Origin of the sequence: Microbacterium sp. APC 3901, assembly GCF_030407765.1 — a bacterium.
Taxonomy (GTDB): Bacteria; Actinomycetota; Actinomycetes; order Actinomycetales; family Microbacteriaceae; genus Microbacterium.
The window spans coordinates 90,531-112,659 of sequence record NZ_JASDCU010000005.1; the positions used below are offsets into that span (position 1 = coordinate 90,531).

Consider the following 22,129-nt stretch of genomic DNA (forward strand, 5'->3'; position numbering starts at 1 on the left):
CGCAACAAACCTCACGCATTCCGGAAATCGGGCGTCGTCACACTGAAGCTCTCAGTTTCCCGAATGTGAGGTTTGACTATGGATGCTCCAGGCAACATCTCCTGGGCGATCACCGCGACCGCCCTCGTACTGCTCATGACGCCCGGCGTCGCCTTCTTCTACGGCGGTCTCGTCAAGGCCAAGAGCGTCGTCAGCATGATGATGATGAGCTTCGGCTCGATCGGCCTCGTCGCCGTTCTGTGGATCCTCTTCGGATTCTCGATGAGCGCCGTCGACAGCCCCACCGCCTTCGCAGGCAACCCCTTCGCCGACATCGGCCTCTCCAGCCTCGCGGCCGGTGAGGGCTCGAACGTCGCACTTCTCGGAGTCGCCTACGGTGCGACCTTCGCGATCATCACCGTCGCGCTCATCTCGGGCGCCATCGCCGACCGCGCGAAGTTCGGCAGCTGGCTGATCTTCGCCGGCGTCTTCGCCACGGTCGGGTACTTCCCGGTCGCCGCATGGGTCTGGGGCGGCGGTTGGATCATGAACCTCGGCACCACCCTCTTCGGCGAGGACAGCGGCATCGGCGTGATCGACTACGCCGGCGGTACCGCTGTGCACATCAACGCGGGTGCAGCAGCACTCGCCCTCGCGATCGTCCTCGGCAAGCGCATCGGCTTCCAGAAGGGCATCCTCAAGCCGCACAACGTCCCTCTGACGCTCCTCGGTGCCGCACTGCTGTGGTTCGGCTGGTTCGGCTTCAACGCCGGAGCCGAGTGGCTCGCAGAGGACATGGGAGGGGTCGGACTCATCGGTCTGAACACCCTCGGCGCGACGGCGGCCGCGATCCTCGGTTGGATCCTCATCGAGAAGATCAAGGACGGAAAGCCCACCTCGGTGGGTGCCGCATCCGGTGCCGTCGCCGGTCTCGTCGCCATCACCCCGGCCTGCGCCAACCTCACGCCCGGATGGTCGCTGCTGCTCGGTGCTGTCGCCGGTATCGTCTGCGCACTCGCGGTGGAGATGAAGTTCCGTCTCGGTTTCGATGACTCGCTCGACGTCGTCGGCATCCACCTCGTCGGTGGACTGATCGGAACGCTCTACCTCGGCTTCTTCGCGACCGGAACCGGTCTCTTCGTCGGTGGCGATGCGCGTCAGCTCGCCGTCCAGGCGATCGCAGCCCTCGGTGTGCTGATCTACTCCTTCGTCGTCGCGTTCATCATCGGCTTCGCGATCGAGAAGACGATCGGCTTCCGCGTGACCAGCGAAGACGAGATCGCCGGTGTCGACCAGGTCGTGCACGGCGAGGAGGGCTACGCGCTGGCCGACGCCTGACCTGCCGTTAGGGTGACCGTGTGAGCAACTCGAACGGCATCCTGGCAAGACTCGCGGAGATCCTCTTCACAGCACTGGGATCTGACCGGGCGTCTCAGACGAGCAATCGTCCGAGACGCCCGGTCTCGCGTGTACGCAGCTCCGAAGAAGTGCGCTCCGCGGCATCCGATGCGAGAGGATCGCGGCCGGGCACGGAGACCGTGCGCATCGACCCCGATCGGGTCGAGCGGCTTCGCGTCGGCTACGCGCCTGATCGGGATGGAGCGCCGGACGCCGGCGAGATCATCTGGACCTGGGTTCCGTATGAGGAGAACGACGGACGAGGCAAGGACCGTCCGGTGCTCGTGATCGGTCGTGAGTCCACGGATCGCGTGTACGCGGTGCGCATGACGAGCAAGGCGCACGACGGCGACCACGACTACCTGTCGATCGGTTCCGGCGACTGGGACTCTCAAGGGCGCGAGTCATGGGTCGACATCGAGCAGCTCTACAGCGTGCACGAGAGCGGGCTGCGCCGTGAGGCGGCTGTGCTCGACCGGTCACGCTATGGTCGCGTCGCGTCGGCGCTGGCCAGCCGGTACGGCTGGGCGAGCGCCTGATCGACTGACTCCTGCAATCCGTTCGACGAAGCGCTGCGAACCATCTGTGAGTCGCAGCCCGCGACGACATCACAGGAGGCATCATGCGTTTCATCCCCACCAAGGTCCATGGCATCCTCGACTACGTCGTCGGCGTGGCGCTGATCGCTGCTCCGTGGCTGTTCGGTTTCTCGACCGTGGGCGGACCCGCCGTCATCATCCCGATCGTGCTCGGCATCGGGCTCATCGTCTACAGCCTGTTCACGAAGTACGAATGGGGCCCCTTCGGCGTCATCCCGATGCCGGTGCACCTCGTCTTCGACATCGTCGCAAGCCTGTTCCTGGCGCTGTCGCCGTGGATCTTCGGCTTCTCGACCGAGGCACCCAACGTGTGGGTCCCGCACGTCGTCGTCGGTGTCGCCGTGATCCTCGTCGTGCTGTTCTCGCAGCCCCAGCCCGCGAAGGTCAAGGCCGCACGCGTCTGACCCCGCTGAACTCTGAAGCCCCGCACGGAACGTCGGCCCCGTGCGGGGCTTCAGTTCTGCAGCGCCGAGCTCACCCAGCGTGCGTACAGCTGCCATGGCTCGCCCTCAGCGCGCAGCGCCGCGATGTGGGTCGCGAGCCCGGCGTCGAGCGTGAACCATTCACCGCCCTCCCGGATGTCGGCGAACTCGCGATGCCTCGCCTGCTCGACATCCCGACCGCCGGGCTCGAAGGCCAGGAGCTCTTCGTGACGGATGCTGGAGAGCCGCTGACGAGGACGACGACTGGTGCCGATCTTCACGCGGCGGTCGTAGCGGATGTAGTAGACGACCTCGATCACGGGGCGCGGCAGATCGGGATCCGGTGAATCCCCGTATCGCCACCCGCACCATGCGCACATCAGCGCCGAGGCCACGCGCACTGCATCGGCATGGCCGCAGAGCGAGCAGGGGCTGGGAAGCGGGATGGCCGACACGCTGGGCACGCTACCCGCGGCCACCGACCTCAGACCTCGCCGCGACGCCTCTTGAGGCCGCGAGGCACCCAGTTCCACCAGGTGAAGTGGTGATCGCCCTGTTCGATGTCGAACTGCTGTCCGCACACGGTGCACTCGCACAGGTATGTCATGGACCAGCCGGGCTCGCTCGTCGAAAGGATCAGGACGTGGCCGCGCGTCTCCTCCTTGCGCGGATCGTGCGTGAGCTGGCCGGGGTAGGCGGCGCACCAGCACTTGCCGTCTCGATAGTGTTCGAGTTTGCTCAGGGCGTGCGCGAAGTGGCCGTCGTTCGAATAGATCGCGCCGCCCAGGTCGAGCTGCGCAGCCGCGAGCCGGAGTCTCGGAAGTGCTTCGAGGAGCGGGTCGAGCGTCTCGGGATCCCGGGAGTGGATGGTCTCCCACACCGCCGGCATCACGCGGCTGCGGTCACCCGAGAGGAAGTCGTCGAGCAGGGTGGTCATCCGGCCAGGCTAACAACTCCGCGTCGCCGCCTTCTCAGCGGGGGACGACGAGGGGAGTACCCGTGTGCGGGTCGGAGATGACGGTGCAGTCCAGCCGGAAGACCTCTGCGACGCGATCCGAGGTCACGATCACCGACGGTTCACCGCAAGCCACGATCCTGCCGTCGCGCATCATGATCATGTGATCCGCGAACCGCGCAGCTTGGTTGAGGTCGTGCAGCACAGCGACGATCGTCCGACCTTCGGCGTGCAGCTCGTGGAACAGCCGAAGCAGCTCGTACTGGTGAGCGATGTCGAGGAATGTCGTCGGCTCGTCGAGGAGCATGGTGGGCGACTCCTGTGCGAGCAGCATGGCGACCCACACGCGCTGCCGCTGTCCACCGGACAGCTCATCGACCAGGCGCCCGGCGAGTTCGGTCGTGCCTGTGGCGGCGAGCGCTGCGGCCACGGCCGACTGATCGCGATGAGACCACTGGCGCGGGCGAAGGCGCGCAGCAGCGTCGACTTGCCGCAGGCGTTCGGCCCGACGATGACCGTGAAGGCGCCTGCGGGGATGTCGACGCCGAGGTGCTCTGAGACGATGCGGCCGTCGTAGCCGATCGTGAGGTCATCCGCGCGCAGCCGCGCAGTGTCGCTGTCGATGATGGTCATCGTCTTCTCGCTTCCTGAATGAGCAGCCAGACCAGATAGACGCCGCCGAGGCACACCGTGACGATGCCGACGGGGATCTGCGTGGGCGCGAACAGTCGTTGTGCCAGGACGTCGCTGGAGATCAACAGGAGCGCTCCGACGGCCGCGGACCCCGTGAGCGTCACACTCGCCGAGCCGGTCAGACGTCGAGCGATCTGCGGTGCGGCCAGCGAGATGAAGGCGATCGGGCCCGCCATCGCCGTGACGGCGGCGGTGAGGCAGACCCCCAGGACGATGAGCGTCAGTCGAGTGCCGCCGGTGCGGACGCCGAGCGCGGATGCCGTGTCGTCACCGAGTTCGAGCAGGTGCATCCGATCTGCGAGCAGCGCCACGGCGACACCGACGGGGACGATCACGCACGCGGCGATGGCGACCTGCTCGGCGGTGATGACGTTCAGGGATCCGGCGCCCCACGCGCTCGCGAGCATCGCGATCCTGAGGTCGGCGTTGAGGATGATCCAGGTGTTGACGGATGCCAGCATCGATGCGACGCCGATGCCGACGATGATGAGCCGGAAGCCCGTGAATCCTCGGCGGAACGCGAGGAGGTAGACGAGCAGAGCTGTCGTCGCGCCACCCGCCAGGGCCGCAGCGGCCGTCGAGGCGACGCTGACACCCATCGTCGTGATCACGAGCAGCGCGCCGGTGTAGGCACCGGCGTCGAATCCGATGACATCGGGGCTGCCCAGCGGGTTGCGGGTGAGCGACTGGAAGATCGCGCCTCCGACGCCCAGCGCGATGCCGAACACCAGAGCTGCCAGGACGCGGGGGAGCCGCCACTCGACGATCACGAGTTCGGCCCGCGGCTCGCCCATGCCGAGCAGCGTCACCAGCACCTCGCCGGGTGAGAAGGCGACATCGCCGAGAGTCAGGGCGAAGATGCCGACGGCTGCTGCGGTCAGGAGAGCGGATGCGGTCACGATCGTGGCCCGTACACCTATCCGTCGGGAGAACACCGGGGTGCGCAGTGTGAAGACGCGTCGGCCGGCGTCGACCGCGACCGGCGATGTCAGGAGAGCCGTCACAGACCGCTCACCTTCCGCCGGCGCACGAGTGCGATGAGCACAGGTGCACCGATCAGCGCAGTCATCACCGAGACCGGAAGCTCTCCGCTCTGGAGCACCGATCGGCCGACCACGTCAGCCGCGAGCAGCAGCAGCGGGGCTGCGAACAGGGTCCCGAGGAGGATCCACCCCTGGTGGGGGCCGACGAACCAGCGCACGGCATGGGGAACCATCAGACCGACGAAGGCGATCGGTCCGGCCGCGGCGGTGGCCGCGCCGCATAACAGCGTCACGGCGACGATTGAGAGCACCCGGGTCAGGACGACACGCGAACCGAGGGCGGTCGCCAGGTCGTCGCCGAGCGCGAGTGCATTGAGCGAGGGCGCGAGGCAGAAAGCGAGCACGAGGCCGGCCAGGAGGAACGGGATCACGGTGTAGACATCCGGCGTGAGAGCGGTCAGTGATCCGGCGTTCCACGTGCGGATCGCATCGAAGGCCTGGGGGTTCAGCAGGCCGATCGCCGCCACGACACCGCCCATCACAGCTCCGAGGGCCACGCCGGCGAGGGTCATCCGCAGTGGATCCGGTGCCGTGCGACCCGCGGATCCGATCAGGTAGACGAGGACGGTCGCGACGATGGCTCCGGCGAACGAGAACCAGATGTACCCGCTGGCCGCGCTGAGTCCGAAGAATGCGACCCCGATCGTGACGCCGAGGCTGGCGCCGGCGTTCACGCCGAGGATGCCGGGATCGGCGAGCGGGTTGCGGGTGAAACCCTGGATCAGCGCACCGGCGATGCCGAGCGCGGCGCCCACGGCGAGCCCGATGAGGGTGCGCGGGACGCGCATGCCCTGGACGATCGCGCCGGGGTCGCCCTCACCCGTGGTGAGGCCGCTCCAGACCTCGTCGAGGTCGATGCGCTGCGAACCGAAGAAGATGCTGGCGACGCAGACGATCGCCAGTGCGATGGCGAGGAGGACGACCACCAGGCCCCGGCGCGTGGCCGAGACCTGGACCGTCTGCTCCTCCGTGAGAACGTCGGTCATGAGGCGGCGGTCACAGGCCCAGTTTCTCGAGCTCGGCCTCGTACGCTTCCTCGATGTCCTCTGCGGGTCGAGTGGCGTCGTCCCACATCGCCATCAGACGCGCGTGGGTGCCCTCATCGAGTGAGTCGTAGCGCTCTCGCCACGCCTCGGCGTTCTCGGTCCAATACCCGATCACCTTGTAGGCAGACGCGGGCAGCTTCAGCTCGTGGCGCAGATGCTTGCGGACCCCGCGGGTCGCCTTCGTCTCGCCGGCGACCCAGACGTAGCCGGGACCGCTCGGAAGCTCGGACGCCCGGAGGATCTCCTCGATGCGCGTGGGTGCGTGGCCGTTGCCGCCGTGCACCCAGTGCAGCTCGACGCCCTTGGCCGGACTGATGTCGAGTTCATCCTCGGGGGACGACACCTCGAGGACGACTCGGGTGCGGATGCCTGCGGGAGCGTTCTCGGCGAGGCGCGCGGCCGCGGGAAGACCGGTGGCGTCGGCGATCAGCAGCTGCCACTCGATCTCGGACGGCGGATCGTAGAGCCCCTTCGGAGTGTTCACACCCACGACGTCACCCGGTCGGGCGTTCAGCGCCCACGCGGCTGCGACGCCGCCGTCGTGCACGACGAAGTCGATCGTCAGCTCGGCGGCCTCGGCATCCCATCCCCGCACCGTGTAGGTGCGCATCGGAGCAGGCTCGACGCCTTCGGGGAAGTCCCAGTAACCGTCTGCCGTCGGGAAGGGGAGATTCGGCTCGTGCTGTCCCTCAGCGGGGAAGAAGACGCGGAAGTACTCGTCTCCGATCCCGGTCGAGACGAATCCGTCGAGCCCATCGCCGCCGAACACGATGCGGACCATGCCGGGACTCAGACGCCGGATGCGCTCGACGACGATTCGGTGGATCAGATTGACGGTCATCCGAGAAGAGCCTTCTCGACCACGGTGAGGAACGCGTCCATGCCGCTGGGGGAGCCGTAGATCATCTCGTAGTTGTAGGGGTGGTAATCGCCGCCGTCGACGAATGGAAGGTCCTGCCAGAGCTGATTCTGCTGCAGCGCGGCGTCGTCCTCGATCCAGACGGTGCCGTCTTCGTCGGCCCCCGTGAAGACGATGTCCACGGCGTCCAGCTGACCGACCTGCTCGGGGCTGAGCCTCGCATAGTCTTCGCTCGCAGGAAGGCCCTCTTCTGTGGCGTTCATGAGCTCGTGCATCTCGAGGCCTAGGTCGGCGAACACGAGGCAGGGCACGCCGTAGCAGGATGTCGTGACGTGGCCCTCGAAGTAGCCGACGTCGGCGACAACAGGATGGATGTCGGCAGCGTCGAGACGAGCCTTGATGTCTGCTACTCGTTCTTCGTACTGGTCGACCCAGGCCTGCCACTGCTCTTCGCGTCCGAGATCTTCCGCAGCCTGAGCCACCACATCCCGCCAGTCACCGCCGTCGAACGCGTTGTAGGTGTAAGTGGGCGCGATCTTCTGCAGCTTGCCGTCGAGGTCCTCCTCGTAGCCGAGACCGTTGAGGATGAAGTCCGGCTCTGCCCCGAGCACGGCTTCGAGATTGAACTCGGGGAAGTTGCCGAACGTCGCGAGTCCTTCGAGCTCTTCCTGGGGGAAGAAGTCGGGGAACGCTGTGAAGTCGTCGCGGATCGGCTGGGTGTCGGCGAGCTCGAATCCGAGGGTGATGAGGATGTCGAGGTCGGTCGTGTAGAAGCCGAGTGCCGACTGAGGTTCGGCGGGGATCTCGATGCCGGCGCCTGCGGGCGTCGTCACTTCGACGGTCTCGCCGTCTTGTGCGGAGCCGGCTGCGGTCGAGCCGGCGCAGGAGGTGAGCAGAAGGCCGGTCGCGACGAGCGCGACGAGAGAGAGGGGCGTGGAGCGCATGGATCGTCTTCCAGTGTGGATTCGGGAGGCGCCAAGAAGTTAGCTAAGGCTTGGCTTACCAAGTATGGATCGACCCCGTGTCGTCCAGGTGCCAGCCCGTGTCGTGCTCAGGCCGACTTCTTCGTGGCGTCGCTCCGCACCGTCGCGAACTCGCCGGGGGTGCGTCCGAGTTCGCGTCGAAACGCCTGCACGAACGCACTCGGTGTCGCATAGCCCGCTCGTCGGCTGACGTGAGCGACGGTGTAGTCGGCGGCGAGCCATTCGATGGCACGCCGCATGCGCGCGCGGGTGCGCCAGGTGGAGAAGCTCATGCCGGTCTCAGACACGAAGAGGCGCGACAGATTGCGGGCGCTCGCGCCCACGTGGTGACCCCAGTCCTCGAGCGAACGATCGTCGGAAGGATCGGCGAGCAGGGCCCCCGCGACGAGTCGCGTCCTCGTGTCGCGGGGGAGAGGGAGGTCGATCGTCGACACCTCGACGGGTTCGAGCAGGCTCAGAGCGAGCTCCTCGGCGTGGATGCGCGGGGAAGCCGAGAGGTGCGGGGATGCCCCGAGTCTGTCGAGCACGGCACGGACCACCTCGGGAATCGCCACGGCCGTCGTGCGGGTGGCGATCGGGGGGATGTCGACATCGATGAATGTGCAGCGGAACGCGGTACCTGCTGCCGCCACCACCCGGTGCGTGACGCCGGCGGGGATCCAGAGCCCGAGGGATCCGGGAATCGCGAAGTAACCGTCGTCCGTCTCGGCAGTCAGCGCTCCCCGTGTGCCCCACAGCAGCTCGTGCTGATCGTCGTGGGAGTGCGCATCCCACTCGACATGATCTGCGAGTTCGAAGGAGCGGGTGTCGATCCGCCAGACGACGGACTCGTCGAGGTGCTGTCCGATCAGCGACATCGTCTCCCCGCCTGTCCTCTCGCGGTTGCGGTTAGGTCACCCTAAGTTACCACGGTGGACGGGCGCGCTCAGCGTGGGGTGAACGACACCCCGGCGCTGATCAGCCGCAGTCGGGCGGCGATCAGTTCGGCATCGAGTGTCGCGCCGGAGATCTGGAACTCGCCGGCGAGCTCTTCGGCGACCGTGGGTGCGCTGATCACGCCGATGAAGTCGACGAGCGCGATCTGATTGCCCGGTGCAGTCGCTGCGGATGCCTCCCTGGTCCACGCTGCGAAGTCCTCGGCAGCGGCGTCGGACAGGGTCACGGCCACGACGTCGCCGCTCACCTCGACCTCGATGATGGCGTCTCCGACCAGGCGTGCAGAGGAGGGGAGGAGCAGCTGGGTCAGCATCGCCTCGTCGCAGGCGATGACGTGCCCTTCGACGGAGATCGGACCGAAGCGCAGAACGTCGCACGGGGGAGTCGCCGAACCGTCGCCGAGGTCTGCGCCGCCCGTCGCCGGGTGCACGGCGTCGACCGCGTAGAAGCCCTCGGCGGCGGGGGCCGAGATCGCGCGAGCGAACGCGTCGATGTCGGTGCTCGTGACATCCGCGCCGAAGGTCACGGCGAGTTCGTCGGCATCCGTCTCGGTGACGTCGACCACCTCGATACCGGCGTTCTCCGCGTGGAAGGCGAGCGCGGTGCGGGCGGCGTCGAGAGTCGCCGGGTCCAGCTCACGCTCCGCCGCGAGTTCGATGACGAGCGCGTCGCCGGATTCGGATTCCGCCGGCGGCGTCGACTCGGACGGCGCCGGGGTGTCGGGCGTCGTCGGCGCGGGCTCGCCGGAGAGCACTCCTCCGAAAGCGAGCAGGAGCACGATCGCGACCGCCCAGACGACGCTGAGGATCGCGGCGATGGCGACGGCAGGACGACGGCCGCATGCGGACCCGGCGGAGCTGCTCAGTCTGACGAGAGAAGCCCCGCACAACCTGAGTTGTGTGGGGCTTCGTCTGTGGGCGATACCGGACTCGAACCGATGACCTCTTCCGTGTGAAGGAAGCGCGCTACCAACTGCGCCAATCGCCCATACCTGTGGGGTACGTCAACCGATACTACCCGACGCTCGGAGGCGAAGTTGACCACCCTGGGAGACACGCGCGAGATTCGGTTTGAGTTTTGACAGTCGCCGATCATCGGCTAATGTTTCATAAGTGCCCGGAACAACAACCGGGAACAACGCGGATGTAGCGCAGTTGGTAGCGCACAACCTTGCCAAGGTTGGGGTCGCGAGTTCGAGTCTCGTCATCCGCTCAAGTGCAGGGGCCTTCTTCGGAAGGCCTTACGCACGTGGGGTCAATCCACACGGTGGCGTGGCCGAGCGGCTAGGCACCGGCCTGCAAAGCCGTTTACACGGGTTCGAATCCCGTCGCCACCTCAGTAACTGAATAGCCCACATGGGCGCGATTGGCGCAGCGGTAGCGCGCTTCCCTGACACGGAAGAGGTCACTGGTTCGATCCCAGTATCGCGCACAGAGAAACCCCCGGTTTTCCGGGGGTTTTTTGTTGTCCGGTGCCAGTGCGGCGGCGGACGACGACGCCCGCCGCCGCACTGGCTAGGACGTGGCGGACGAACGTTTGACGACGTCGTACGCGGCGAGCGCCGCCTTGCGTGTTGCGCCGAGATCGACGATCGGCTCCGACGGGGCATCCGATGCCCACTGCGAGATGTAGAGACCGCGCGGGTCGAACTTCTTCGCCTGCAGCTCGGGGTTGAAGACGCGGAAGTACGGCGCGGCGTCAGCGCCCGACCCTGCCACCCACTGCCAGTTGAACGGGTTGCTCGCGCCGTCAGCGTCGACCAGCGTGTCCCAGAACCACTCTTCGCCGCGACGCCAGTCGATCAGCAGGTTCTTCACGAGGAAGGAAGCCGTGACCATGCGCACACGGTTGTGCATGAAGCCTGTGTGCCAGAGTTCCCGCATGCCCGCATCCACCAGCGGGATGCCGGTGTCGCCGTGCTGCCACGCCTCGAGCTGCGCCGGATCGAGCGGCGGCCACGGGAACGCGTCGTACTGACGACGCAGATTGACGGTCGCCAGATCGGGGGAGTGGAATGTCGTGTGCCACGCGAACTCGCGCCAGCCGAGCTCCGAGAGGAACCCCGCGGCGCCGTCGGCGTCGACTGCCTCATGCCAGACGGTGAACGGGCTGAGCTCGCCCCAGCGGAGACGCGGCGAGAGCAGGGAGGTGGCCCCGGCCGACGGCTCGTCGCGGGCGCGGTCGTACGACCCGATGTCCTCATGCAGGAAGGAGTGCAGCCTGGCGCGCGCTGCGGGCTCGCCGGGCTCCCAGGTCTCGCGCAGCCCGCCTGCCCAGTCAGGACGAGTGGGCAGCAGGTTCCAGTCGTCGAGGTCGTCTGAGGTCGGCGCGCTGGCGACTCCGTCGAGGCTTCGCGGCGCGGGGAGCGGCGCGCGGGGCGTGGGAAGTGCGAGGCAGGCGCGCCAGAAGGGGGTGAACACCGAGAAATGAGTGCCGCCACCGGTCTTCAACGTCCACGGCTCGTGCAACAGCGATGCCTGGAACGACGTCACCTCGAGTCCGTCGGCGCGCAATGACGTCTTCAGATTCGTGTCGATGTCACGTTCGGCACCGCCGTAGCGCCGGTTCCAGAACACGGCTGCGGCTCCCACATCGGTGACCGTCTGCGACACCACGCGCTCTGCCGGCCCACGGCGCAGCGTCAACGTCGCACCACGCTCAGCCAGCGCATCGCGCAGAGATGCGAGGGAGTGATGAAGCCACCAGCGCGCAGCACCGCCCAGCGGTCGGATACCGGGGGACTCCTCGTCGAGGACGTACAGCACGACCAGAGGCTCGCCGCGATCGATCGCCGCCCTCAGCGCCGGGTTGTCGGCGAGCCGGAGGTCGTCACGGAGCCAGACGAGTGAAGGAGAGGCCATGGCTCCATTCTCGCCCGAGTGGCGGAACTGGTGCGCGGGGTTGCGCGCCCGGGAGCTCAGCGGGTACGGCGGCTCGGTCGCCTCCGAGTGGGAGCGGGGTCGGCCGTCGACCACAGTGCCCACAGCACCAGGAGCGGCTGCAGGAAGAGACGCACGAAACGACGCGCCTCGGTGTCGAGCCCCGGCGTCGACCGGTGAGTGCGCCACTGGTGCACGTTGCCGGGGAGCACCGCGACGAAGAACGCGGCGGTCGCGAAGCCGATGCGGCGTCTCTCCTTCGGGAGAGCGAGAAGCCCGACCGCCAGAGCGACCTCGGCCGCTCCCGAGGCGATGACGATCGCGTCCTTGTCGAGGCGAGTGGCCTTCGTGGCCCAGTCCGGCACGACGACCCGGAAGCCGCGGGTGCTCACGAAATGGACGATGCCGATCGCCCCGAGGGCGAGTGCGAGGATCCAACGCGCCAGTGCTCTGATCATCTGCTCACGCTACCCCGACGGTTCCTGATGGTCTGCGGTTCGCCGGAGCGCGTCGCGCCGGGTCACTCGAGACCGAGTGCGCGGGCAGCTTCCCATCCGCGAAACCCGTCGGCGATCTCGGGTGCGTGGGTGTGGTGAAGATAGTGCTCGCCGTCGATCGGGATGACGGTTCCGTCGTCGACGTCTGCGGCCTGGCGCTCGTGCAGGTCGATCCAGTCCGGAGTGACGGGATTGTCGGCCACCACGAACAGCAGGAGCGGGAGTGCCTGGGGAAAGCTGGTGCCTGCCGCATCCGCGAAGTTGGTCCTGATGTGCGTCATCTCGTCGAGGTAGGTGGGGGAGAGCGAGTTCCGATGGCTGACCAGCACCATCTGCTCACGGGCGTCGTCGTCGTAGTCGAGGCCGTCCAGGTCATCGCCCGTCAGGCCGGTGATGAGTCGAACCAGTCCCAGGCTCTTCGCCGCGCTCATCAGGCCGGTGGGGAACTCCGTGTCCATGTTCGGCTGGCCTGGCACGCTCGTGTCGATGCCGACGAATGCCGTCACCTCGTCCCGATATCGGTCGGCATACCCGATGGCGTAGAGCCCGGCGATCGAATGCCCCATCAGCACATACCTGTCGACCTCGAGCACCTGGAGCGCCTCATGGATCTCCTCCACGATGTTCGCAGTGGTTCTCTCTCTGTCGGTGCCGTCGCTCAGGCCGTAGCCGAAGGGCTCCACGACGATCACCCGGTGATCCTGCGCGAGATCGGACACCAGCGGTTCGAAGTCGAGCGCGGGAGAGGCTGTGCCGAAGCCCGGAAGCAACACGATGTCCGTCGCACCCTCGCCTGCGATGAGGACGTTCATCTCCCGGTCATCGACCACCACCGTCTGTCCGTAGGGTTCGATGCGGTCCCGCTCGGTGGCGGTGGCGACTGCGTTCACGGTCGTCGTGGTCGTGAGGCCGGCCGCAAGCACGCCGCCGATCACGCTCAGCACGACGAGGGTTCTCTTGATGGATCTGCGCACGGTGGCCTTCCCGACGCGCGGGAGTTCGAGAGGGGCGCGCGCCTGCGGTTCAGCCTGACGAACTCGGGGCCGCCGCGCGTCAGTCCTCGGCAGACACCCGCATACCGCGTCCGCGGTACAGGGATGTCATCCGCCGGGAGGATCCGGGCGACGCGAAGACGCGAAATACTGGAAGCATGCCGGCGACCAGGGAACCCCGTGACGGGGTCCGGATGACCGATGTCGTCGTCGTCGCATTGATCGTGATCTTCGCAGTGCTGCCCTTCCCCGACGAGATCTTCCGCGCGCGGGGGCTTCTCCTCGTGCCGGCGCTCCTCCCTGCGGCTGCCATGCCCTTCCGCGGTCGCTGGCCGCTCGTGGCGCTAGGGATCAGTCTGCTCTGCGCCGTCGTATGCGCGTCCGCGGGCACGATCTCTCCGAGTGCCCTCCTCGCCGCGGCGTTCGGCTGCTACTCGGTGATAGATCGACGTGGCCGCGGCATCGGACTGATCGCGGTCGGACTCGCAGGCGTCGTCGTGTTCCTCTCGAACGGCTGGGCACTCGCGGGAGACTTTCTCGACTCGACCGCGCTGCAGTTCGTCCTCTTCGTCGTACTGGGTGGTGCACTCGGAGACGCCGCCAGATCACGTCGTGAGTTCGCCGCCGCGATGATCGAGCGCGCGGAGCGCGCCGAGCGGAATCGCGATGGCGAGGCGCGCAGACGCGTCGCTGAGGAGCGGGTGCGGATCGCCCGAGACCTTCACGATGTCGTGGCCCACCAGATCGCGGTCATCAGCCTGAACGCCGGCGTCGCCTCCTCGGCGCTCGACAGCAGGCCGGAGCGCGCCAGGGAGGCACTCACCACTGTGCGCAGCGCATCGCGCACGGTGCTCAGCGATATCGGCGGGCTCATGTCGCTGCTTCGCTCCGATGCTCTCGACGACCAGGACGAACTGCGACCGCAGAGGGGGCTGGCACAGCTCGACACTCTGGTCGACGAGTTCCGGGGAGGCGGGCTCCGCGTCGATCTGCGTCGGCAGGACGACGGATTCACGCTCTCGCCAGCGAGCGACCGCGTCGCGTATCTCGTGCTGCAGGAGGCACTCACCAACGCCCACAAGCACGGTCTCGGAGGCACCGCCACCGTGGCGCTGCGCATCGAGAGCGCGGCATTGCACCTGACGATCGTGAACCCGACCAGAAACGTCGCACCTGCGTCGCCGGCCCCCGGCAACGGACTCCGTGGCATACAGGAGCGGCTCGGAGCGGTGCGAGGAGCCGCGCATTTCGGCAGCGACCGAGGTGTGTTCTCGCTCGAGGCGTGGATTCCGGTAGACGGCGTCGATACGCCATGACCGTCTCGGTGCTGGTGGTCGACGACCAGCCGCTCGTGCGACACGCCGTGCGGGAGATCCTCATCGACGGCGGACTCACGGTCGCGGGGGAGGCCGCGAACGGACTCGATGCGGTGCGACTGGCGAAGACAGCCGCACCCGACGTCGTGCTGATGGACATCAGGATGCCGGAGCTCGACGGAATCGCCGCCACCGCGCTCATCTGCGCTCAGCACGCCTCAGCCGCTCAGGACGACTCAGCCGCGCAGTCGCGAGTCCTCATCCTGACCACCTTCGAGGAGGACGAGAACGTCGTCGCGGCGCTTCGCGCGGGTGCCAGCGGGTTCATCGGCAAAGGTGCGGAACCCGACGAGATCGTCCGCGCGGTGCGCACCATCCACGGCGGAGAAGCTCTGCTGTCGTCCACGGCCACGCGCGCACTGATCGAGCGTTCGATCCGTCGCGGTGGATCAGACCCCGCCGCTCGGTGCACCAGCGCCCTCGCTCTCCTGACTCCGCGCGAGCGCGGGGTGCTGGTTCTCGTCGCCGAGGGGTTCGCCAACGCGGAGATCGCCGCTGAGCTCACGATCTCGCCGCACACCGCGAAGACCCATGTCAACCGGATCATGGCCAAGGTCGGCGCCCGCGACAGGGCGCAGCTCGTGATCCTCGCCTACGAGGCCGGGCTCGTCGTGGCCGGAGCCTGATCCGCGCAGTCAGGTGCGACAGCTCTGCGCCACACTGGACACCATGACCGTCCTGCGCATCAGCATCCTGTTCGTGCTCGCCGCCGTCGCCGAGATCGGTGGGGCCTGGCTCATCTGGCAGGCCGTCAAAGAGAACAGGGGCTGGGTGTTCGCGGTCCTCGGGGTCATGGCCCTGGGAGCATACGGGTTCCTCGCGGCGCTGCAACCCGACGCGAACTTCGGCCGCGTGCTCGCCTCGTACGGCGGCGTGTTCATCGCGGGTTCGCTGGCGTGGGGGATCATCGTCGACGGCTTCAAGCCGACGGTGTGGGATTGGGTCGGCTCGGCGATCGCGCTGGTCGGAGCAGCGATCATCATCCTCGCCCCGACGGCGGCGAACACGGCGTCGGAGGCCACGCTGTAGCGGTCAATCACCCCCGGGCATGCGAGTAGCCTAGATCCAGACCAGATGGAGTGTGCAGTGCCTGAAAATGCCCAGCCGAAAGACGGCTTCGCCCTGTTCTCTGACCGTTCAGTCGTCGCGATGCGCGTCAACGGAACCCTCAAGGACCTCGCCGCGACAGTGACGGATGCCGACGAGGTCGAGCCGGTCACGATCGACAGCCCCGACGGACTGAACATCCTCCGCCACTCGGCGGCGCACGTGCTCGCACAGGCGGTGCAGCGGATCAACCCGCAGGCGAACCTCGGCATCGGTCCGCCCATCACCGACGGCTTCTACTACGACTTCGGCGTCGAGACGCCGTTCACCCCTGAAGACATCAAGGCCATCACGAAAGAGATGCAGCGCATCGTCCGTGAGGGCCAGCGTTTCGTGCGCCGTGTCGTCACCGACGACGAGGCGCGAGCAGAGCTCGCCGACGAGCCCTTCAAGTTGGAGCTCATCGGTCTCAAGGGCGGCAAGGAGGCGGCAGAGGGCGCATCCGTCGAGGTCGGCGAGGGCGAGCTCACGATCTACGACAACACGACCCGCGACGGTGAGGTCGTCTGGAAGGACCTCTGCCGCGGGCCGCACCTGCCCAACACGCGCATGATCGGCAACGGCTGGGATCTCACCCGCATCGCCGCGGCCTACTGGCGCGGCAGCGAGAAGAACCCGCAGCTGCAGCGCATCTACGGCACGGCATGGCCGTCGAAGGACGAACTGCGCGAGTACCAGCACCGCCTCGAGGAGGCCGCCAAACGCGACCACCGCCGACTGGGCAAGGAACTCGATCTGTTCTCGTTCCCCGAGGAGATCGGCTCGGGTCTCTCGGTCTGGCACCCCCGCGGCGGCATCGTGCGCGGCGAGATGGAGCAGCACGCGCGCAAGCGCCACATCGAGGGCGGCTACACCTACGTGTACACCCCGCACATCTCGAAGGAAGACCTCTTCCTCACCTCGAACCACCTCGTGACGTACAAGGAGGGCATGTACCCACCGATCGTCATGGACGAGGAGCGCGACGACGAGGGCAACATCACCAAGCAGGGTCAGGACTACTACCTGAAGCCCATGAACTGCCCCATGCACATCCTCATCTACCGGGAGCGTGCTCGCAGCTACCGCGACCTGCCGCTGCGCTTCGCCGAGAACGGCACCGTGTATCGCAACGAGCTGTCCGGAGCTCTGCACGGCCTCACTCGCGTGCGCGGCTTCACCCAGGACGACTCGCACCTCTTCGTGACGCCCGATCAGCTCGAGGTCGAGGTCGCCAAGGTCCTCGAGTTCATCCTGTCGATGCTGCGCGACTTCGGCCTCACCGACTTCGAGCTCGAGCTGTCGATGAAGGACGACGAGAAGTCGAAGTGGATCGGATCCGACGAGTTCTGGGAGTCGTCGACGGATGCACTGCGGCGCGTCGCCGTGGCATCCGGTCTGAAGCTCACCGAGGTCCCCGGGGAGGCCGCGTTCTACGGTCCCAAGATCGACCTGAAGACGCGCGACGCGATCGGCCGCACCTGGCAGCTGTCGACGGTGCAGGTCGACCCGAACCTTCCTGAGCGCTTCGAGCTCGAGTACATGGACAAGGACGGCCAGAAGAAGCGTCCGATCATGATCCACCGTGCGCTGTTCGGCTCGATCGAGCGGTTCTTCGCGATCCTGCTCGAGCACTACGCCGGGGACTTCCCGGTGTGGCTGTCGCCGGTGCAGGTCGTCGGCATCCCCGTCGCAGACGAGTTCGCCGATTACCTCGGCGAGGTCATCACCACGCTGCGGGACTCGGGTGTGCGCGCTGAGCTCGACACCTCGGACGATCGGATGCAGAAGAAGATCCGCACGCACACGACCGGCAAGGTTCCGCTGCTGCTGATCGCGGGGGAGAAGGACCGCGATGCCGGCACCGTCTCGTTCCGCTACCGCGACGGCACGCAGGAGAACGGCGTGCCGATCACCGACGCGGTCGCTCGTATCCGTGCCGCTATCGATGCGCACACCCTCGTGCAGACAGCAGGGGACCTGGCGTGACGACGCCCTCGGAACCGTGGGAGGACGCCGGCGAGTTCGCCGGCGTCCCCGACGAGTTCCAGCGTCTGTGGACCCCGCACCGCATGGCGTATATCCAGGCGGGCCCGGAGCCACTGCGTGAGGAGTGCCCGTTCTGCGAGGCCCCGAAGTTCCCGGATGCCGAGCGCCTGATCGTCGCACGCGGAGAGAGCGCCTACGTGCTGCTCAACCTGTTCCCTTACAACTCCGGACATCTGCTGGTCTGCCCGTATCGCCATATCGCGACCTACGATCAGGCGACGCCGGAAGAGGTCGCCGAGATCGGTGAGCTGACCCAGATCGGCATGCGCGTGCTCCGCGAGGTGTCACGCTGTGACGGCTTCAACCTCGGGATGAACCAGGGTGCCGTCGCGGGAGCGGGCGTCGACGGCCACCTGCACCAGCACATCGTGCCGCGGTGGACATCGGACGCCAACTTCTTCCCGATCATCGCGAAGACGAAGGCGCTGCCGCAGCTGCTCGGCGAGGTCCGTGAAGCCGTAGCGACCGCGTGGCCCAAGGCCTGACGCCGGTCAGCGCACCTGGCGTGCGGTGAACTGCATACGCGGGTTCGCGTAGAACTCCTGCGCCTCGACCAGCTGCAGTTCGCGTGCACCGGACTCGAGGGTCGCCGCAAGCAGATCGAACACGCTGGATGCGGTGCGCTCGAGCGCCGTCTTGGCGTCGCCCGTCGCGACGTAGTGCGCCGTGAAGAGGGCAGCGGTGACGTCACCCGAGCCGTTGGCCTTCATCGGAAGACGCGGCGTCTGCACGATCCAGGCGCCGTCCGGGTCGGCGACGAGCATCTCGATGGTGCCCTCTTCGCGGTCGGGGCGCTCGACGCTCGTCACGAGCACCGTCCGCGGTCCCATCGCCATCGCCAGGTCGACCGACGTCAGAGTGGATTCCAGGGTGTCGGGCTCGGTGTCGGTGAGGAAGCCGAGCTCGAACTGGTTGGGGGTGATGATGTCGGCGGCCGGCACGACCTTCTCGCGCAGCAGGATCGGTATGGCCGGTGCGACGAAGCATCCGGACTTCGCGTTGCCCATCACAGGGTCGCACGCGTACACGGCGTCGGGATTCGCCGCCTTGACTCGTGCGACGGCGTCGATGATCACGTCGCCGATGCCCTCGCCGCCCTGATAACCGCTGAGCACCGCATCGATCTCGCCGAAGACGCCGCGCTCCTCGATGCCCGTGATGACCTCACGTACGTCGGTGGGGTCGATCAGCGGTCCGCGCCAGGCGCCGTACCCGGTGTGGTTCGAGAAGTTCACCGTGTAGACGGGGAGCACCTCGACGCCGATGCGCTGCAGCGGGAAGACTGCCGCGGAGTTGCCGACGTGGCCGTACGCGACGGCGGACTGGATGGAGAGGATCTTCATTCTCCGATCCTTTCAGAGAGGGCGGGACGGGTCCCGCGGCGGGTGATCATCGTACGGCCGCGACGAGGTCGGCGATGAGCGTCTCCGCATCATCGTCCGACAGATCGTGCACGGTGAGGCGCAGGTGCTGCGAGGGTTCCGCCCGCTCGTCGAGGGCGAAATCGTCTCCGGTGCGTGCGAGCCAGCCGCGACGCATCAGCCGCTCGGCGACGACCCTCGCCGGCTTCGGAAGCTGCACCCACAGGCTCAGTCCGTCGGTGGCGGGGGTGTCGAGTCCCTCCTCGCGCAGGCGGGCGGCGAATGCGGCATTCCTCGCCGCGTAGTGCTCGCGGGCCTCGGTGATGCGGGAGGCGACCGTGTCATCGGTCAGTTGAGTCAGAGTGAGGCGCTGCAGCAGGTGGCTGACCCAGGTGGTGCCGGGGCTCAGCCGCATGGCGAGGCGCTCGGCTGTGGTCGCGTCCGTCGCGGCGATCGCGAGGCACATGTCGGGTCCGAGGAACTTCGACACCGAGCGCACGAGGGCGAACCGTCGATGTTCCGGCCCGATGAGTGATTCGTACGGCTGATGGGACAGCATCGAGAAATGGTCGTCCTCGATGATCAGCACATACGGGTGGTCGGCGAGCACGGCGCGCAGCTCGGCAGCGCGCGTGGCCGTGAGGCTCGCGCCGGTCGGATTCTGGGCGCGCGGGGTGCAGATCACCGCGCGGACGCCGGCATCCAACGCGTCCCGGAGACCCTGAACGGTCATGCCCTCATCGTCGACGGGCACTGGCACGGCACGGTACCCGCCGAGACGCACCGTGTGGATGCTGGCGAGGAAGCAGGGGTCTTCGAGCGCGACGGCGTCGTCGCGCATCAGGGCCTGCGCGAGAAGACGCTCGACCGCATCGACCGCACCACTGGTCACAGTGATGCGGAAGTCGAGGTGTCCGATGTCGTTCGCGATCCACTGCTGCGCCCAATGCTCGAGCCCACGGTCGATCACGGGTTCGCCGTAGAGCACGGGCCGCCCGGCGACGGTGGCGAGTGCCTGCGACGGATCGGGGATCAGCCGGGGGTCGGGGTTGCCGGTGCCGACGTCGCGCAGCACGGTGTCGGATGCGTAGCCCTCTTGGGCGACGGCTTCCAAACCCGTGATGACGGTGCCCGCGCGACCGCGCGAGATGACGATGCCCGCCTGCGCGAGCTGCCGGTAGGCGGCGACAGCGGTGTTGCGATTGACGCCGAGCGTCGCAGCGAGCTCACGAACGGGCGGAAGCGGGCTGCCTGCACGCAGGACTCCGCGATCGCGCAGCCCTCGCACGCTGTCGGCGATGTCCGCTGCGGTCGTTCCGGTGATCTGGTCGCTCATGTGTCCTCGACTCCGATTCTAGGTCGTTCCGGACAGTGCTACTGTTTGGCCTAGATCAAACGAGGCATCGTTCGACACCCGTGCACATCGTGCTTCCCCGACAGGAGCTCTCATGACCGAACAGACCACCACCGGATCCCCGCGCGTCAAGCGCGGTCTCGCCGAGATGCTCAAGGGCGGGGTGATCATGGACGTCGTCACCGCCGACCAGGCGAAGATCGCCGAGGACGCGGGCGCTGTCGCCGTGATGGCCCTCGAGCGGGTTCCCGCTGACATCCGCGCCCAGGGCGGCGTCTCGCGTATGAGCGACCCCGACATGATCGACAGCATCATCGCCTCTGTGTCGATCCCTGTGATGGCCAAGGCGCGCATCGGCCACTTCGTCGAGGCGCAGGTGCTGCAGCAACTCGGTGTCGACTACATCGACGAGTCCGAGGTGCTGTCGCCCGCCGACTACGTGAATCACATCGACAAGCACGGCTTCGACGTGCCGTTCGTCTGCGGTGCCACGAACCTCGGTGAGGCGCTCCGTCGGATCAACGAGGGCGCGGCCATGATCCGTTCCAAGGGTGAGGCCGGCACCGGCGACGTCTCCGAGGCGATGAAGCACATCCGCAAGATCCGGGGCGAGATCGCCGCACTCACCGCGCTTCCGAAGGACGAGCTGTTCGTCGCCGCGAAGGAGCTGCAGGCGCCCTACGAGCTCGTGGCGGAGATCGCTGAGACCGGCAAGCTTCCCGTCGTGCTGTTCGTCGCCGGCGGTGTGGCCACACCCGCGGACGCCGCCATGATGATGCAGCTGGGCGCGGACGGTGTGTTCGTCGGATCCGGCATCTTCAAGTCGGGGAACCCAGTCGAGCGCGCGAAGGCGATCGTGAAGGCGACCACGTTCTTCGATGACGCGAAGGTCATCGCCGAGGTCTCACGCGGTCTCGGCGAGGCGATGGTGGGCATCAACGTCTCCGACCTCCCCGCCCCGCACCGCCTGGCCGAGCGTGGCTGGTAGTCCACGGGTCGGCGTTCTGGCGCTGCAGGGCGACGTGCGCGAGCACGTCGCCCTGCTGGTCGGACTCGGCGCCGAAGCGGTGCTGGTGCGCCGCCCGGAGGAGCTCGCGGCCGTGGACGGCCTCGTCATCCCCGGCGGCGAGTCCAGTGTGATCGACAAGCTCTCGCGCGCCTTCGGCATGCAGGAGCCGATCCGTGCCGCGATCAGCGCGGAGCTCCCGGTGTACGGCACCTGCGCCGGGTTGATCCTGCTGGCGGACGAGATGCGGGACGGAATCGGGGGGCAGCAGTCGTTCGGAGGCATGGACATCGCCGTGCGCCGCAATGCCTTCGGTCGCCAGACGGAGTCCTTCGAGATGTCCCTCGACGTTCCGATGCTCGGTGAGCCCCCGGTTCACGCGACCTTCATCCGTGCTCCGATCGTGGAGCGCGCGGGCGACGCGGTCGAGGTGCTCGCCACGCTGCCGGACGGCGGGATCGTCGCGGTGCGTGAGGGCCCGCTTCTCGGCACCAGCTTCCATCCCGAGGTCGACGGCGAGACCCGGTTCCACCAGGTGTTCCTCGAGAGCGTCCGGGAGTACACCTCCGGGCGCTGACGCTCCGTGGTGCGACCCGCCATGCGCCGGCGCATGACG

General features: G+C 67.4%; 23 protein-coding genes, 4 tRNA genes and 1 pseudogene. 13 read left to right on the forward strand and 15 right to left on the reverse strand.

Going from position 1 to position 22,129, the window contains the following annotated elements; translation table 11 throughout:
• Window positions 1–78: 78 nt before the first annotated feature.
• The 3 genes from QMA07_RS06130 to QMA07_RS06140 all read left to right on the forward strand — a co-directional run bounded on the left by QMA07_RS06130 (window position 79) and on the right by QMA07_RS06140 (window position 2,380).
• Window positions 79–1,317: an ammonium transporter gene (locus QMA07_RS06130; protein WP_290160611.1), complete on the forward strand. Its 1,239-nt coding sequence runs from the start codon at window positions 79–81 to the stop codon at window positions 1,315–1,317.
• Window positions 1,318–1,337: 20 nt separating this feature from the next.
• Window positions 1,338–1,916 carry a type II toxin-antitoxin system PemK/MazF family toxin gene (locus tag QMA07_RS06135; protein ID WP_290160612.1) on the forward strand — a complete coding sequence of 193 codons (579 nt, stop codon included), beginning with the start codon at window positions 1,338–1,340 and terminating at the stop codon, window positions 1,914–1,916.
• Between the two features lie 83 nt (window positions 1,917–1,999).
• Window positions 2,000–2,380, forward strand: coding sequence for an SPW repeat protein (locus QMA07_RS06140; protein WP_290160613.1), 381 nt, complete (start codon window positions 2,000–2,002; stop codon window positions 2,378–2,380).
• Between the two features lie 50 nt (window positions 2,381–2,430).
• Here the strand turns inward: QMA07_RS06140 and QMA07_RS06145 are convergent, their stop codons facing one another.
• From QMA07_RS06145 to QMA07_RS06190, 10 genes and pseudogenes are all read right to left on the reverse strand, one after another.
• Window positions 2,431–2,853: a GIY-YIG nuclease family protein gene (locus QMA07_RS06145; RefSeq protein WP_290160614.1), complete on the reverse strand. Its 423-nt coding sequence runs from the start codon at window positions 2,851–2,853 to the stop codon at window positions 2,431–2,433.
• Between the two features lie 29 nt (window positions 2,854–2,882).
• Complete coding sequence (locus QMA07_RS06150; RefSeq protein WP_290160616.1) at window positions 2,883–3,335, reverse strand: hypothetical protein; 453 nt, start codon at window positions 3,333–3,335, stop codon at window positions 2,883–2,885.
• A 34-nt stretch (window positions 3,336–3,369) separates the two neighbouring features.
• A pseudogene (locus tag QMA07_RS06155) lies at window positions 3,370–3,986 on the reverse strand (ABC transporter ATP-binding protein).
• Window positions 3,983–5,050: an iron chelate uptake ABC transporter family permease subunit gene (locus tag QMA07_RS06160; protein WP_290160618.1), complete on the reverse strand. Its 1,068-nt coding sequence runs from the start codon at window positions 5,048–5,050 to the stop codon at window positions 3,983–3,985. Before QMA07_RS06160 ends, QMA07_RS06155 begins: the two are co-directional and overlap by 4 nt.
• Complete coding sequence (locus QMA07_RS06165) at window positions 5,047–6,075, reverse strand: iron chelate uptake ABC transporter family permease subunit (protein WP_290160620.1); 1,029 nt, start codon at window positions 6,073–6,075, stop codon at window positions 5,047–5,049. Before QMA07_RS06165 ends, QMA07_RS06160 begins: the two co-directional genes overlap by 4 nt.
• Window positions 6,076–6,085: 10 nt before the next feature.
• The gene (locus QMA07_RS06170) at window positions 6,086–6,976 is read right to left on the reverse strand and encodes a siderophore-interacting protein (protein WP_290160622.1); all 891 of its coding nucleotides are present in this window, start codon (window positions 6,974–6,976) and stop codon (window positions 6,086–6,088) included.
• On the reverse strand, window positions 6,973–7,938 hold the full coding sequence (locus tag QMA07_RS06175; protein ID WP_290160624.1) for an ABC transporter substrate-binding protein: 966 nt from the start codon (window positions 7,936–7,938) through the stop codon (window positions 6,973–6,975). Before QMA07_RS06175 ends, QMA07_RS06170 begins: the two co-directional genes overlap by 4 nt.
• Window positions 7,939–8,045: 107 nt before the next feature.
• Window positions 8,046–8,834, reverse strand: a complete 789-nt coding sequence (locus tag QMA07_RS06180) for an AraC family transcriptional regulator (protein WP_290160626.1) — start codon at window positions 8,832–8,834, stop codon at window positions 8,046–8,048.
• A gap of 68 nt (window positions 8,835–8,902) precedes the next feature.
• Entirely contained in the window at window positions 8,903–9,802 is a 900-nt protein-coding gene (locus tag QMA07_RS06185) for a hypothetical protein (protein ID WP_290160628.1), read from the reverse strand.
• Window positions 9,803–9,827: 25 nt separating this feature from the next.
• Window positions 9,828–9,900 (reverse strand) — tRNA-Val (locus QMA07_RS06190).
• Between the two features lie 152 nt (window positions 9,901–10,052).
• Between QMA07_RS06190 and QMA07_RS06195 the strand changes: the two genes are divergently transcribed.
• The 3 genes from QMA07_RS06195 to QMA07_RS06205 all read left to right on the forward strand — a co-directional run bounded on the left by QMA07_RS06195 (window position 10,053) and on the right by QMA07_RS06205 (window position 10,344).
• Window positions 10,053–10,125: transfer RNA gene (locus QMA07_RS06195), tRNA-Gly, on the forward strand.
• Between the two features lie 53 nt (window positions 10,126–10,178).
• Window positions 10,179–10,249: transfer RNA gene (locus tag QMA07_RS06200), tRNA-Cys, on the forward strand.
• 23 nt (window positions 10,250–10,272) lie between these two features.
• Window positions 10,273–10,344: transfer RNA gene (locus tag QMA07_RS06205), tRNA-Val, on the forward strand.
• Between the two features lie 83 nt (window positions 10,345–10,427).
• On the opposite strand, the gene QMA07_RS06210 is transcribed toward QMA07_RS06205, so the two are convergent.
• The 3 genes from QMA07_RS06210 to QMA07_RS06220 form a co-directional block, all read right to left on the reverse strand.
• Window positions 10,428–11,774, reverse strand: coding sequence for a deoxyribodipyrimidine photo-lyase (locus tag QMA07_RS06210; protein ID WP_290160630.1), 1,347 nt, complete (start codon window positions 11,772–11,774; stop codon window positions 10,428–10,430).
• A 56-nt stretch (window positions 11,775–11,830) separates the two neighbouring features.
• Entirely contained in the window at window positions 11,831–12,250 is a 420-nt protein-coding gene (locus QMA07_RS06215; RefSeq protein WP_290160632.1) for a hypothetical protein, read from the reverse strand.
• A 62-nt stretch (window positions 12,251–12,312) separates the two neighbouring features.
• The gene (locus tag QMA07_RS06220; RefSeq protein WP_290160633.1) at window positions 12,313–13,263 is read right to left on the reverse strand and encodes an alpha/beta hydrolase; all 951 of its coding nucleotides are present in this window, start codon (window positions 13,261–13,263) and stop codon (window positions 12,313–12,315) included.
• A gap of 176 nt (window positions 13,264–13,439) precedes the next feature.
• Here QMA07_RS06220 and QMA07_RS06225 point away from each other — a divergent pair, with 176 nt between their 5' ends.
• Genes QMA07_RS06225 through QMA07_RS06245 form a run of 5 tightly spaced genes read left to right on the forward strand, consistent with a single transcriptional unit; the run spans window position 13,440 to window position 18,277 of the window.
• Window positions 13,440–14,597, forward strand: coding sequence for a histidine kinase (locus QMA07_RS06225; RefSeq protein WP_290160635.1), 1,158 nt, complete (start codon window positions 13,440–13,442; stop codon window positions 14,595–14,597).
• Window positions 14,594–15,283 (forward strand): response regulator transcription factor, encoded by a 690-nt coding sequence (locus QMA07_RS06230; RefSeq protein ID WP_290160637.1) that lies wholly within the window; start codon window positions 14,594–14,596, stop codon window positions 15,281–15,283. The genes QMA07_RS06225 and QMA07_RS06230 overlap by 4 nt, the downstream gene beginning before the upstream one ends.
• A 43-nt stretch (window positions 15,284–15,326) precedes the next feature.
• Window positions 15,327–15,686 (forward strand): YnfA family protein, encoded by a 360-nt coding sequence (locus QMA07_RS06235; protein ID WP_290160639.1) that lies wholly within the window; start codon window positions 15,327–15,329, stop codon window positions 15,684–15,686.
• Window positions 15,687–15,731: 45 nt separating this feature from the next.
• Entirely contained in the window at window positions 15,732–17,732 is a 2,001-nt protein-coding gene (gene thrS, locus QMA07_RS06240) for a threonine--tRNA ligase (protein WP_290160641.1), read from the forward strand.
• The gene (locus QMA07_RS06245) at window positions 17,729–18,277 is read left to right on the forward strand and encodes an HIT domain-containing protein (RefSeq protein ID WP_290160643.1); all 549 of its coding nucleotides are present in this window, start codon (window positions 17,729–17,731) and stop codon (window positions 18,275–18,277) included. The genes thrS and QMA07_RS06245 overlap by 4 nt, the downstream gene beginning before the upstream one ends.
• A gap of 6 nt (window positions 18,278–18,283) precedes the next feature.
• Here QMA07_RS06245 and pdxY read toward each other — a convergent pair whose 3' ends face one another.
• Entirely contained in the window at window positions 18,284–19,135 is an 852-nt protein-coding gene (gene pdxY / locus QMA07_RS06250; protein ID WP_290160645.1) for a pyridoxal kinase PdxY, read from the reverse strand.
• Between the two features lie 46 nt (window positions 19,136–19,181).
• The gene (locus QMA07_RS06255) at window positions 19,182–20,489 is read right to left on the reverse strand and encodes an aminotransferase class I/II-fold pyridoxal phosphate-dependent enzyme (RefSeq protein ID WP_290160647.1); all 1,308 of its coding nucleotides are present in this window, start codon (window positions 20,487–20,489) and stop codon (window positions 19,182–19,184) included.
• A 112-nt stretch (window positions 20,490–20,601) separates the two neighbouring features.
• Between QMA07_RS06255 and pdxS the strand changes: the two genes are divergently transcribed.
• Together pdxS and pdxT are read left to right on the forward strand one after the other, a co-directional pair.
• On the forward strand, window positions 20,602–21,495 hold the full coding sequence (pdxS, locus tag QMA07_RS06260; protein WP_290160649.1) for a pyridoxal 5'-phosphate synthase lyase subunit PdxS: 894 nt from the start codon (window positions 20,602–20,604) through the stop codon (window positions 21,493–21,495).
• Window positions 21,485–22,090, forward strand: coding sequence for a pyridoxal 5'-phosphate synthase glutaminase subunit PdxT (gene pdxT, locus QMA07_RS06265; protein ID WP_290160651.1), 606 nt, complete (start codon window positions 21,485–21,487; stop codon window positions 22,088–22,090). The genes pdxS and pdxT overlap by 11 nt, the downstream gene beginning before the upstream one ends.
• Window positions 22,091–22,129: the final 39 nt, after the last annotated feature.

Excerpts from the sequence above, each read along its gene's own strand:
- QMA07_RS06215 (WP_290160632.1), bottom strand. The coding sequence starts at position 12,250 with ATGATCAGAGCACTGGCGCGTTGGATCCTCGCACTCGCCCTCGGGGCG.
- QMA07_RS06210 (WP_290160630.1), bottom strand. The coding sequence starts at position 11,774 with ATGGCCTCTCCTTCACTCGTCTGGCTCCGTGACGACCTCCGGCTCGCC.
- QMA07_RS06255 (WP_290160647.1), bottom strand. The coding sequence starts at position 20,489 with ATGAGCGACCAGATCACCGGAACGACCGCAGCGGACATCGCCGACAGC.
- QMA07_RS06140 (WP_290160613.1), top strand. The coding sequence starts at position 2,000 with ATGCGTTTCATCCCCACCAAGGTCCATGGCATCCTCGACTACGTCGTC.
- QMA07_RS06165 (WP_290160620.1), bottom strand. The coding sequence starts at position 6,075 with ATGACCGACGTTCTCACGGAGGAGCAGACGGTCCAGGTCTCGGCCACG.
- QMA07_RS06150 (WP_290160616.1), bottom strand. The coding sequence starts at position 3,335 with ATGACCACCCTGCTCGACGACTTCCTCTCGGGTGACCGCAGCCGCGTG.
- QMA07_RS06180 (WP_290160626.1), bottom strand. The coding sequence starts at position 8,834 with ATGTCGCTGATCGGACAGCACCTCGACGAGTCCGTCGTCTGGCGGATC.
- QMA07_RS06235 (WP_290160639.1), top strand. The coding sequence starts at position 15,327 with ATGACCGTCCTGCGCATCAGCATCCTGTTCGTGCTCGCCGCCGTCGCC.
- QMA07_RS06130 (WP_290160611.1), top strand. The coding sequence starts at position 79 with ATGGATGCTCCAGGCAACATCTCCTGGGCGATCACCGCGACCGCCCTC.
- pdxY (WP_290160645.1), bottom strand. The coding sequence starts at position 19,135 with ATGAAGATCCTCTCCATCCAGTCCGCCGTCGCGTACGGCCACGTCGGC.
- QMA07_RS06230 (WP_290160637.1), top strand. The coding sequence starts at position 14,594 with ATGACCGTCTCGGTGCTGGTGGTCGACGACCAGCCGCTCGTGCGACAC.
- QMA07_RS06175 (WP_290160624.1), bottom strand. The coding sequence starts at position 7,938 with ATGCGCTCCACGCCCCTCTCTCTCGTCGCGCTCGTCGCGACCGGCCTT.
- QMA07_RS06225 (WP_290160635.1), top strand. The coding sequence starts at position 13,440 with ATGCCGGCGACCAGGGAACCCCGTGACGGGGTCCGGATGACCGATGTC.
- thrS (WP_290160641.1), top strand. The coding sequence starts at position 15,732 with ATGGAGTGTGCAGTGCCTGAAAATGCCCAGCCGAAAGACGGCTTCGCC.
- pdxS (WP_290160649.1), top strand. The coding sequence starts at position 20,602 with ATGACCGAACAGACCACCACCGGATCCCCGCGCGTCAAGCGCGGTCTC.
- QMA07_RS06170 (WP_290160622.1), bottom strand. The coding sequence starts at position 6,976 with ATGACCGTCAATCTGATCCACCGAATCGTCGTCGAGCGCATCCGGCGT.